The 11,747-nt window shown below is 71.0% G+C and carries 12 protein-coding genes; all 12 read left to right on the forward strand.

What is annotated here, in order from left to right:
• Nucleotide 1: 1 nt before the first annotated feature.
• Nucleotides 2–805, forward strand: a complete 804-nt coding sequence (locus ACIBK6_RS36170) for an MlaE family ABC transporter permease (RefSeq protein ID WP_399056710.1) — start codon at nt 2–4, stop codon at nt 803–805.
• Nucleotides 802–2,055 (forward strand): MCE family protein, encoded by a 1,254-nt coding sequence (locus tag ACIBK6_RS36175; protein WP_399056712.1) that lies wholly within the window; start codon nt 802–804, stop codon nt 2,053–2,055. The genes ACIBK6_RS36170 and ACIBK6_RS36175 overlap by 4 nt, the downstream gene beginning before the upstream one ends.
• Entirely contained in the window at nt 2,052–3,083 is a 1,032-nt protein-coding gene (locus tag ACIBK6_RS36180; protein ID WP_399056713.1) for an MCE family protein, read from the forward strand. The genes ACIBK6_RS36175 and ACIBK6_RS36180 overlap by 4 nt, the downstream gene beginning before the upstream one ends.
• Entirely contained in the window at nt 3,080–4,153 is a 1,074-nt protein-coding gene (locus ACIBK6_RS36185; RefSeq protein ID WP_399056715.1) for an MCE family protein, read from the forward strand. Before ACIBK6_RS36180 ends, ACIBK6_RS36185 begins: the two co-directional genes overlap by 4 nt.
• Nucleotides 4,150–5,274, forward strand: a complete 1,125-nt coding sequence (locus ACIBK6_RS36190; protein WP_399056717.1) for an MCE family protein — start codon at nt 4,150–4,152, stop codon at nt 5,272–5,274. Before ACIBK6_RS36185 ends, ACIBK6_RS36190 begins: the two co-directional genes overlap by 4 nt.
• A complete protein-coding gene (locus ACIBK6_RS36195) occupies nt 5,271–6,431 on the forward strand; it encodes an MCE family protein (protein WP_399056719.1) in 1,161 nt (386 codons plus the stop codon). Before ACIBK6_RS36190 ends, ACIBK6_RS36195 begins: the two co-directional genes overlap by 4 nt.
• Nucleotides 6,431–7,711, forward strand: a complete 1,281-nt coding sequence (locus tag ACIBK6_RS36200) for an MCE family protein (protein WP_399056721.1) — start codon at nt 6,431–6,433, stop codon at nt 7,709–7,711. Before ACIBK6_RS36195 ends, ACIBK6_RS36200 begins: the two co-directional genes overlap by 1 nt.
• A gap of 38 nt (nt 7,712–7,749) precedes the next feature.
• On the forward strand, nt 7,750–8,214 hold the full coding sequence (locus ACIBK6_RS36205; RefSeq protein ID WP_399056740.1) for a hypothetical protein: 465 nt from the start codon (nt 7,750–7,752) through the stop codon (nt 8,212–8,214).
• A 25-nt stretch (nt 8,215–8,239) separates the two neighbouring features.
• Nucleotides 8,240–9,055, forward strand: a complete 816-nt coding sequence (locus ACIBK6_RS36210) for a hypothetical protein (protein ID WP_399056723.1) — start codon at nt 8,240–8,242, stop codon at nt 9,053–9,055.
• A 60-nt stretch (nt 9,056–9,115) separates the two neighbouring features.
• On the forward strand, nt 9,116–9,643 hold the full coding sequence (locus tag ACIBK6_RS36215) for a nuclear transport factor 2 family protein (protein WP_399056724.1): 528 nt from the start codon (nt 9,116–9,118) through the stop codon (nt 9,641–9,643).
• A gap of 72 nt (nt 9,644–9,715) precedes the next feature.
• Entirely contained in the window at nt 9,716–10,453 is a 738-nt protein-coding gene (locus tag ACIBK6_RS36220) for a hypothetical protein (protein WP_399056726.1), read from the forward strand.
• 104 nt (nt 10,454–10,557) lie between these two features.
• Entirely contained in the window at nt 10,558–11,658 is a 1,101-nt protein-coding gene (locus ACIBK6_RS36225) for a lytic murein transglycosylase (RefSeq protein WP_399056742.1), read from the forward strand.
• Nucleotides 11,659–11,747: the final 89 nt, after the last annotated feature.

The raw sequence follows: 11,747 nt of genomic DNA on the forward strand, positions 1-11,747 counted from the left end.
GATGGCCCTCCTCAGCCTCCTCGACCGCTGCGGCGACCAACTCTCCTTCTACGTCAAGGCGTTGCTGTGGATCCCGCGCACCCTGCGGCGCTATCTCAAGGAGGTCCAGCGGCTGCTCGCCGAGGTGGCCTTCGGCAGCGGCGGCCTCGGTGTCATCGGCGGCACCATCGGCGTGATGATCGCCATGACCCTGTTCACCGGCACCGTCGTGGGCCTCCAGGGATACGCGGCGCTCAACCAGATCGGCACCGCCGCCTTCACCGGCTTCGTCTCCGCCTACTTCAACACCCGTGAGATCGCCCCGCTGGTCGCCGGGCTCGCCCTGTCCGCGACCGTGGGCGCGGGATTCACCGCCCAGCTCGGCGCCATGCGCATCAACGAGGAGGTCGACGCCCTCGAAGGCATGGGCGTACGCAGCCTGCCCTACCTGGTCACCACCCGGATCATCGCCGGAGTCGTCGCGATCATCCCGCTGTACGCGATCGGCCTGCTCAGCTCCTACTTCGCGTCCCGGATGACCACGGTCGTCTTCAAGGGCCAGTCACGCGGCACCTTCGACCACTACTTCAACCTCTTCCTCTCCCCGACGGACGTGCTGCTCTCCGTACTCAAAGTGCTCATCTTCAGCGTGATGGTGATCCTGGCCCACTGCTACTACGGCTTCCGCGCGACGGGCGGACCGGCCGGCGTCGGCGTCGCGGTGGGCCGCTCGGTCCGCAACGCGATCGTGCTGATCGCCGTCACCGACTTCTTCCTCTCGCTCGCGATCTGGGGCGCCACCACGACCGTGAAGGTGGCCGGATGAACGCGCGGACCGTACGCCGCCGCCTCGCCGGAGTCGTCTTCCTGCTGGTCCCCGCGCTGCTCATCTGGCTCTCGATCGCCGTGTACGACAAGGACTTCACCCGCTCGGACACGGTGACCGTCGAGACGGGCAGCGTCGGCAACGAGATGCACCCGGGCGCCGAGGTGAAGCTGCGCGGCGTCGTCATCGGCGAGGTCCGCGGCATCAGCGCCGACGGCGAGGGGGCGAAGCTGACCCTGGCCCTCCAGCCGGGCAGGCTCAGCCGGGTCCCGGCCGACGTGACCGCGCAGATGCTTCCGACCACCCTCTTCGGCGAACGGTTCGTGGCGCTCGTACCGCCGCCGAACCCGTCCACCAGCGCCCTCTCGGCCGGTGCCGTCATTCCGCAGAACCGCTCCCGCGACGCCATCGAACTGGAGCAGGTCCTCGACCACGTCCTGCCGATGCTCACCGCGGTGAAACCGGATCAGCTGTCGGTGACGCTGTCCGCGGTCGCCCAAGCCTTGCGCGGCCGTGGCTCCCGGCTCGGCGACACCCTCGTCACGCTGGACGCCCACCTGAAGAAGTTCAACCCGGACCTGCCCGCCCTCAACGCCGACCTGAAGCAGCTCGTCCAGGTCACCCGGACCTACAGCGACGCCGCGCCCGACATCCTGAGAGCGCTCACGGACGCCACGACCACCACCGGCACCCTGGTCGACAAGGAGACCCAGCTCTCCGGCGTCTACGGCCGGACGACCACGACCGCCCAGGACCTCACGGCGTTCCTCCAGCAGAACAAGGACAACATCATCCGGCTCAGCGAGGTCAGCCGCCCCACCCTGCAACTCCTCGCCGAATACTCCGCCTCCTTCCCCTGCACGCTGCGCACGCTCTCCGGTTTCGTCCCCGCGATGGACAAGGCCCTGGGCAAGGGCACGGGCGAGCCGGGACTCCACGTCACCGTGAAGGCGGTGCCCTCGCTCGGCAAGTACGTCCCCGGGCGCGACACCCCCTCGTACACGGCCGGTGGCGGACCGCACTGCTACCCGGTGCCGTACCTCGGCGTCCCGCTCCCCGCTGAGAGCGCTCTTACGAGGACCGCGGCGGCCGGCGACCCCGGTCTCGGGCTGCCCAACTCCCCGCAGGAGAACCGGCTGGTGAACGAGTTGCTCGCACCCGGCATGAAGGAGGCCCCGCAGTCCCTGCCGGACTGGAGCAGCCTGCTCGTCGGCCCCGCTCTGCGAGGGACGGAGGTGACCATCAAGTGAAGCGCCGCAGCATCGCGGGTCCGCTCGTCAAATCACTGGTCTTCGTCCTGGTGACGGCGTTCGCCACCACCGTCCTCGCGCTGTCCATCGCCAACACCGGCGTCGGCGACACCACGACGTACCGGGCGCGCTTCACCGACACGACCGGTCTGATCGAGGGCGACAGCGTCCGCATCGCCGGGGTCAAGGTCGGCCAGGTGGACGGCGTGGAGGTCGTCGACCGGCGGCTCGCGCAGGTCACCTTCTCCGTGCAGCGCAGCCGGATCCTGCCCGGCACGGCCACCGCCGCCATCAAGTACCTGAACATGGTGGGCCAGCGGTACATCGAACTGGGCCGGGGCACCGGTGCGGTGGGTGCGGCCCTTGCGCCCGGCTCGACCATCCCGGTCGAGCGCACCACCCCCGCCCTCGACCTCACCCAGCTCTTCAACGGCTTCCAGCCCCTGTTCGAGGGGCTCTCGCCCAAGGACGTCAACCAGCTCGCCGGCTCCATCGTCCAGGTCCTCCAGGGCGAGGGCGGCACCGTCGACAGCCTGCTCCAGCACATCGGTTCGCTCACCACGACCGTCGCCGCCAAGGACAAGGTGATCGGCGAGGTCATCACCCATCTGAACACCGTCCTGACCACCGTCAACGACCGCGAAGCCGGATTCAACGACCTGGTGGTGACGCTCCGGCAACTGGTCTCCGGGTTCGCGGGCGACCGCAAGCCGCTGGGCGATGCCATCGCCGCGATGGGCGATCTGACGACGGTCACCGCCGGGCTGCTCCAGGACGGCCGGGCGCCGCTCAAGGAGGACATCAAGCAGCTCGGCCGACTCTCCTCGAACCTCGCCGAGAGCGCTCCCCAGATCGAGAACTTCCTGCGCAGGACGCCCGACAAGATGCGCGCCGTCACCCGGATCGCCAGTTACGGATCCTGGCTCAACCTCTACCTCTGCGAAGCCAAGGTGTCCGGGGTGAAGACCGAGGACGGCAGCGCGCCGCCCACCGGAATCCCGGTCAGCGAATCGAGGTGCCAGGGATGAGACTCCCCGCACCGCGGTGGCCCCGGCCCCGCCTGCCCCGGCTGTGCCTCAGGCCGGTCAAGCCGATGAAGGAGCGCAACCCCGTCGCGGTCAGCCTGGTGGGCCTGCTGCTCCTCGCTCTCATCGGCTACGCGGCGTTCAACGCGAACTCGCTGCCGTTCATCGGCGGTGGTACGACCTACAGCGCCGACTTCTCCGAGTCCGCCGGGCTGCGCGGCGGGGACGAGGTGCGGATCGCCGGGGTCAAGGTCGGCGAGGTCGGCGACGTCTCCCTGGACGGAGCCAAGGTGAAGGTCACCTTCAAGGTGAAGGACGCCTGGATCGGCGACGCCTCGACCGCGGCCATCGCCATCAAGACCCTGCTCGGCGAGAAATACGTGGCGATCGACCCGCTCGGCACCGGAAAGCAGAACCCCGCCAGCCGCATCCCGCTGGCCCGCACCACGTCCCCGTACGACGTCACCCAAGCCTTCGAAGGGCTCAGCAACACGATCGGCGCCATCGACACCGCCCAGCTCGCCAAGAGCTTCGAGACCATCTCCCAGACCTTCAAGGACTCGCCGCCAGATGTGCGCACCGCGGTGTCCGGTCTTTCGGCGCTGTCGAAGACTGTCTCCCAGCGCGACACCCAGCTCGCCCAACTCCTCAAGGGCAGCGAGCAGTTGACGAAGACGCTCGCCAGCAAGAAGAGCAGCTTCGAGACTCTGATCGACGACGGCGGGCTGCTGCTCGGCGAACTCAAGCAGCGCCGCGACGCCATCCAGGCGCTGCTCACCGGAACCCGGGGCCTGGGCACCCAGCTCACCGGACTCGTCAAGGACAATGCGGCGCAACTCGGGCCCACACTCGCCGCGTTGGGGCGCGTCACCGACGTCCTCGTCAAGAACCAGCAGGGGCTCGACCGGACGCTGGCCCTCGCCGGTCCCTACTACCGGCTCGTCGGCAACACCCTCGGCAACGGCCGCTGGTTCGACACCTACCTCTGCGGGCTCGTCCCGAGGAACTACCTCCCCACGGGCTCCCTTCCGGGAACCGGCTGCATGCCGCCGAAGAACGGAGGCTACTCATGACCCGGCGACGCGCTCTCACGATCGTCGCGGCCCTCGCGGTGATCGCCGCCGCCGTGCTCGGCGGACTGCGCGTGTTCACCGACCCCGGCGGGAAGCGCATCACCGCCTACTTCGACCACGCCGTCGGTGTCTACGCCGGATCGGATCTGCGGATCCTCGGGGTGAAGGTGGGCGAGGTCGACTCGGTGACCCCGCAGGGCAAGCAGGTCAAGGTCGTGGTGACGCTGGACCGGGGCGTACGGGTGCCCAAGGACGCCAGAGCCGCCATCGTCTCGCCCAGCGTCGTCGCCGACCGGTACGTCCAGCTCGCCCCCGCCTACACCGGCGGACCGGAGATCGCCGACCGGGCGGAGCTGCCCGCCTCCCGCAACGCCACACCCGTGGAGGTCGACCAGCTGTACGCGTCCATCACCGAGCTCAGCAAGTCCCTCGGTCCCAGCGGCGCGAACTCCACGGGCGCGCTCTCGGGCCTGCTCGACACGGGCGCCAAGAACCTCGACGGCAACGGTGCCGCGATCGGGGACTCCATCGAGCAGTTCGGCAAGGCGGCCAAAACGCTGGACGGCAGCAGCGAGCACCTCTTCGCCACGCTGTCCTATCTGCAGACGTTCACCACCATGCTGAAGAACAAGGACGGCGCGGTGCGCGACGCCCAGAACCAACTCGCCGACGTCACCTCGTTCTTCGCCGACAACAAGGACAACCTGGCGGGCGCCCTCAAAGAGCTCGGCACGGCGCTGGGCCATGTGAAGACGTTCATCCAGGACAACCGCGGCAGCCTCAAGGCGGAGGTCGACAAGCTCGCCCCGCTCACCCAGACCCTGGTCGACCAGCGGGCCTCGCTCGCGGAAGCCCTGGACACCGCGCCGCTGGCCGCCGGAAACGCTCTCAACGCCTACGACCCGGCGCACCGCACCCTCGACGGCCGGGGCGACATCAACGAGATCAGCATGGGCGGCGACATCGTCTTCCCGCGCGACCCCGCGACAGCGGGCAGCGCGGCGCTCGTGCCGGTACCGGAAGCCCGCCGAAGAGCGCTCCCCGCGCTGCCGCTGCCCGCCGTCGGCACGGTGTACGGCACCGCCGCCGACCTTGCTGCCAAGAGCGGGGGCCGGGGATGAGGGCCGTTGCCACGCGCCGGATACGGGCCGTCCGGGAGGCGTTGACAGGCCGGAGAGCCAGCGGCCGGGCCGCCGCGGGGGCGGGCGCGGGCGTCGCGGCACTCGTCGCCCTCGCCCTCAGCCTCGGCAGCTGCTCGGTGCCGTCGTTCTCCGGGATCGACCAACTCCCGCTGCCCGGTGGCGCCGACCTGGGCAGCCACCCGTACGACATCACCGCCGACTTCGCCGACGTGCTCAGCCTGGTGCCGCAGGCCGCGGTGAAGGTCAACGATGTCGCCGTCGGCAGGGTCACCAAGGTGTCGCTCGCGCCGGACGGCTGGTCCGCCAAGGTCACCATGCGGATCAGGGGAGACGTGAAGCTCCCCGCCAACGCCTACGCACAGCTGGAACAGTCCAGCCTGCTCGGCGAGAAGTTCGTCCAGCTCTCCGCGCCGGCGAAGGAGACCAAGGAGACCGCGCAGGGCAGCCTCGGGCCCGGCGCCGCCATCCCCCTCGCGCGCACCAACCGCAACCCCGAGGTCGAGGAGGTGCTCGGAGCGCTCTCCATGCTGCTCAACGGGGGCGGCGTCAACCAGCTCAAGACGATCACCACCGAGCTCAACAAGGCGATCGGCGGCCGTGAGCCCGAGGTCCGCTCGATGCTGCACCGCGTCACCACCCTGGTCACCGATCTCGACGGGCACCGCGGCGACATCACCGACGCACTCGACGGCGTGAACCGGCTCTCCGCGACCCTCGCCAGCCGCAAGGAACAGGTCGGCACGGTACTCACCGGGCTGTCCCCGGGCCTCAAAGTCCTTGAGGACCAACGGGGTTCACTCCTCACGATGCTGAAGTCGCTCGACACCCTCTCCACGGTCGCCGTCTCGACGATCAACAAGAGCAAGGACGACATGGTGGCCGATCTGAAGGCGATCGCACCGACCCTCAAGGCCCTCGCGGACTCCGGCAAGGACCTCCCCGACTCGCTCCAGGTGCTGCTGACCTACCCGTTCACGGACGAGGTGCTGCGCGGAATCAAGGGCGACTACCTCAACGTCTACCTCGACGTGGCGGCCGTGCCCGGCACCCGGATCATCCCGCCGATCACCGCGCAGCCTTCACCCAAGGCGCCGCTCGGCCTGCCGGCCGTCGGCGGCACGGGGGGTGCGGGCTGATGCTGACGCTCGCGACCAGGCTCAAGAACCTCGCGTTCCTCGTGATCGGGGTGCTGGTGCTCGGCTACACCGGCTTCCGGTACGCGGAGGTCGGCCACTACGTCGGCATCCGCGACTACTACACGGTGAAGGTCCATCTCGCCGAGACCGGCGGCCTGTTCACCCACTCCAACGTCACCTACCGGGGCGTCTCGGTGGGCCGGGTCGGGCCCATCGGGCTCACCGACGACGGGGTCGTCGCCGAACTGCGCATCGACAACTCGGCGCCGCCCATCCCGGCCACCCTGCAGGCGGTGGTGGCCAATCTGTCCGCGGTCGGCGAGCAGTACATCGACCTGCGGCCGACCTCGGCCGGGGCGCCCTACCTCGGCGACGGCGGGGAGATCGCCCAGTCCGACACCCGGACCCCGGCACCGGTCACCACCGTACTCACCAGCGTCAACGACCTTGCCGCGTCCGTGCCGTTGGAGTCGCTGCGCACCGTCGTCGCCGAGTTCGGCAAGGCCTTCGAAGGGCGCGGCAACGACCTGCAAGTGCTCCTCGACAACGGCACCGACTTCGTGAAGGCGGCCGACAAGGCGCTGCCCGCCACGTCCACGCTGCTCGCGGACGGCGAAACCGTGCTGCGCACCCAGGCCGAGGAGGGGCAGGCCATCCAGACCTTCGCGTCGGGGGCGCAGCGGCTCGCGGCCACGCTGAAGGGTTCGGACACCGACCTGCGCCGGCTGATCGCCGCGGCGCCCGATGCCGCCGGGCAGATCAGCGGGCTGCTCCGGGATCTGGATCCGCAGCTCGGTGTGGTGCTCGCCAACCTCCTGACGACGGCGGACGTGGCCGTCACCCGGCAGCGCGGAATCGAGGAACTCCTGGTGAAACTACCGCAGTTGGCCGCCGTCGGAGCCACCGCCATCGACGGCGAGGGCGCCAACCTGGGCATGGCGGTCACCTTCTTCGCCCCCCTTCCCTGCACCGACGGATACGGCGGCACGACGTACCGCAACGGACTCGAAACCCTGGACACGCCGAACCTCAACACCAAGGCGCGATGCGCCGCGCCCGCGAGCAGCGGCATCGACGTCCGCGGCTCGGCGCACGCCCCTGGCGGCGGCCAGCTCCCGGCCCCCGCGAGGCCGGGCTCCCTGCCACCGGCGCCCGCGACCGCGCCGGCCCCGCTCCCCGGAGCCCTGGCCCTGCCCGCGCTGCCCGCCGACGGCCCGTCGGACCTGGCCGCACTCCTCGGCCTGCCCTCCGGCACCGACGGAAGGCAGGCGCGGCAGTGACCCGGCACCCAGACAAGCCCGGATCGCGCCGGGTGCTCATGGCCGCGGCGCTGGCGGCCTCCGTCGCCTTCTGCGCCTACGCGGGGTTGACCTACGCGCAGGCCCGGGGCGACTCCTCGGTCGCGTACGCCACATCGCGCGACACGGCGCTGAAGACGGGCCGGGCGCAGATCGCCGCGCTCTCCACCCTGGACGCGGCCCACCCCGACACGGCGCTGCGCACCTGGCTGGACGCCTCCACCGGGCCCCTCCATGACGAACTGAGCCGGGCCGGTGCGGGCAAACCGGCCGGGTCGGCGCGCGGCACCGTCACGGATGCCGCCGTCACCGAACTCGACGACCGCTCCGGCACGGCGAAGCTCATCGCGACCGTCCAGGTCCGGCTCACCCCGGCCAACGGCGCGGCCACCACCGACCGCAAGCGCTTCGAAGCGGCCCTGGAACGCACCGGCGCCGGCTGGAAGCTCAAGGCACTCAGCGCGGTCCCGGTCGCCGCGCCCTGACCCCGGACCGGTAGGGAGACACAGCGTGCGCACAACGAAGCCGCAACCCGCGCAGGGGCAGCACGACGAACGGCACGGCGACGACCCCGCCCCCGGGTCCCCGGACAACGGCCGCGCGGCCTCCGAGGGGGCCGGCGCCGATCAGCCCCTCGCCGAAACGGCCATGGCACCCGCTCCCGAAGCCACTTCCGGCCCCGTGCCCGACCGCGGCCCCACGCCTGACTCCGAACCGGGCCCCGCCCCCGAGTGCCACGCCGATGCCCTCGCGCCTTCCGAGGGGGCCGGGGCCGATCCCGAGCCCCAGGCCGATGCCCCCGCGCCCGCCGAGGCCGAGCCGCGTCCGCACCGTGTCCGCCGTGCGCTCGGCCTCATCGGCGTCCTCGCTCTCCTCCTCGCCGGAGGTGGACTCCTGTTCCAGGCCCGGCAGTTGGGCGACCCCCCGGCCGCGGCGAACCACGCGCTCACCGACACCGTCGCCACCACCCGGGTCATCGGCGATGTCAGCAACACGCTCGGCAAGGTCTTCTCGTACACCCCGCAGGACACCCGCTCCACCGAGGACGCCGGGCGCGAGCTGCTCGGCGGGAAGGCGGCCGGGCAATACGCCGCGCTGTTCGGGGAGTTGAGGCAGCGCGTCGCCGATCAGAAGCTCACCCTGACCACTCATGTCGTACGGGCGGGAGTCACCCGGCTCACCCGCGACCGGGCGGAGCTGCTGGTCTTCCTCGACCAGCGCGCCCAGCGGGCCGGCAAGCCCGCCACCACCGCCGCCGCCCAGCTGTCCGTCACCGCCCAACTCGCCGACGGGCACTGGCAGATCACGGACGTCCAAGCCCGCTAGACCCCGTCACGACCGAACTGTCCGCTGTCGCCGGATCCTGCGAGAGGGATGACACAGAACATGGCACGTATGACGACCCAGCCCCTGCTCGTCGTGGCGATGTCGCTCACCTTGATCGCGGGTGCCTTCGCGGTGTGGGCGGGCTGGTCCTGGTACGGCGCGGCGCACGACGACGCCGTCACCTACGCCGCCTCCCGCGACAAGGTTCTCGCGGCGGGCGAGCAGGCCGTGCAGAACCTCTCCACCCTCGACCACAAGGACCTGGCGCACGGCCTCGACCTGTGGCAGGCCTCCACCACCGGTGACCTCCACCAGCAACTGGCCGACGGGAGAGGCGAGTTCGAGAAGCAGGTGCAGCAGGCGCAGACCGTCACCACCGCCAAGGTGCTGGACGGCGCGGTCACCGAGCTGGACGACCGGGCGGGCCGGGCCAGGGTGATGGTGGCGCTGCGGATCACCGTGCAGGCCCCGAAGCAGCAGCCCGCCGCCAAGGACAGCCGGATGCTCGGCGAACTCACCCGTACGTCCGGTGGCTGGAAGCTGAGCGCCCTCGGCCAGGCGCCGGTCGGCAGCAACGCGGCCAACTGAGCCCCGCACCTCCTCCTTCCGCCCTCTTCCGCCCTCTTCCGTCAGGCTTCCGCCAGGACAGGAGCCCCGTACATGTCCACGACCCGCCACCTGGTCAACCGTCAGCGCCGACTGGCGAGCACCGCCGCCGCCCGCATCGCCACCGAACAGCCGCCGGAGCGTACGAGAAAACATGTCAACTCGCCCAAGGTTCAGGGAAGTTCCGACCCGAAGAAGTCCGCGCGGGCGCCTTCGCCGCCCCGCCCCGGCCGACGGCGGTCCGCCGTCCGGCCCTTCCTCGACCGGCTGCCCACCGTCCGGCTCCCCGTCGTCCTCTGCGTGCTCATCGTCCTGTTGGGCTCCTTCGCCGCGCTCGCCGCTACCCGGGCCGACGGACTGCGGTCCGATCCGGCCGTGCGGAACACCGCCCTCACCGATCTCGCCCGGACCAGCGAGATCAAGGGGCAGACCGCCAAGGCCGTCGCCGCGCTGTTCTCGTACAACTATGTGGACACCGCCCAGGCCGACAGGGCGGCCTCAACTCTCCTCACCGGCAAGGCGGTTCAGCAGCACCGCGACATGCTCGCCACCGTGCGTTCGCAGGCCAAGGACCAGAAGCTCGTCCTGACAACGACCGTGACGGAGAGCGGTGTGGAGATGATCGACGCCTCCCGTGCCCGGGTCCTCGTCTATGCCGACCAGAGCAGCACCCGCACGGCGGGCAAGAAGCCCGAAACGTCGTACGCCGCCGCCATGTTCGCCGTGGATGTGCTGCGCAAGGGCAGCACCTGGCAGATCTCCGGCATCGACACCTTCGGGCAGGGCTCGTGAAGGCCCCGGGGCGGCTCGGCGGGGAAGGGCACTTATTGCGCGCGCTGCCGGGCGGGAAGCGGTTGCGGCGCGGGCTGACCGCTACGGCGGTCGCGGCCGCCGCGATGGCCGCCCTCACCGCCTCGCAGGCGCCGGGTCTCCTGCCTGCCGCGGCGCCGCCGCATCAGGACGAGCCCACGGCGGGCGGGCCCGTCCCCACGCCCGAACAGCCCCCGTCCGACGGCGCGTACCACACCGACCTCCCGCCACTGGTCTCCACACCGTCCCCGAGTGCTCCACCCGCTGCGGGGGCGATCGACCCGGTGTGGACGCAGGAGGGCGTCCCGGCCACCGTGCTCGCTGCGTACCAGCAGGCGGAGGCGCGGCTCCGTCGTACCGAACCCGGCTGCCACCTTCCTTGGCAACTCCTCGCTGCCATCGGCAAGGTGGAGGCGGGGCACGCGGGCGGCGGCCGCGTCGACGCGCACGGCACGACCCTGACCCCGATCCTCGGGCCGGTGCTCAACGGCGTGGGCTTCGCGAACATCCCCGACACCGACCACGGCGTACTCGACGGTGACGCACGCTACGACCGTGCCGTCGGGCCGATGCAGTTCATACCCTCCACCTGGGCAACCTGGGGACAGGACGGCAATGGTGACGGTGTGAAGGACCCCAACAACGTCTTCGACGCGGCGCTCGCCGCAGGGGTGTATCTGTGCGCGGACTCCCGCGACATGGCGGTTCCGGCGGAGTTGAACCGTGCGGTGCTCAGCTACAACGACTCCGCCGACTTTTTGCGGACGGTCCTGTCGTGGCTGGAGTTCTACCGCCGGGGGACCCATGCCGTACCGGACGGGAAGGGGGTGCTGCCGGCCACGCCAGGGGCGGGCAGCGCCCGGCAGATCGACCAGGACAAGGGCGGCAGGCAGGGCGGCGGCATCGTCATCGGCCCGCAGCCGGGCGGCCACCCCTCCGCCCCGGTGCCTCCACCGCCCGTCGGCAGCCCGTCGGCCTCGCCCCCTGCGCACTCGCCTTCCCCGTCCGGCGGGCCGAGTCCGTCCCCTTCGCCGTCCGCGAGCCCGAGCCCCTCGGGGAGCCCCGGGCCTTCGCCGTCGGGCAGCCCCGGTCTGCCGGGCTGCCCCAGCGAATCGCCTTCGGCGCCGACGACACCCGCCCCCACCGGCTCGCCGACCGCACCCGACTGCCCGTCACCCAACCCCTAGTAGGACTCCGTTAGGTCTGTCTCGATCTTGGGGTCCTGCTGGGCAGGGGTTGTTGGCAGGTGGTGCAGATGCCGGTCCAGCACCTCAGG

The sequence above is a fragment of the Streptomyces sp. NPDC050485 genome (genome assembly GCF_044458185.1).
In the GTDB taxonomy this organism is placed as follows: Bacteria; Actinomycetota; Actinomycetes; order Streptomycetales; family Streptomycetaceae; genus Streptomyces.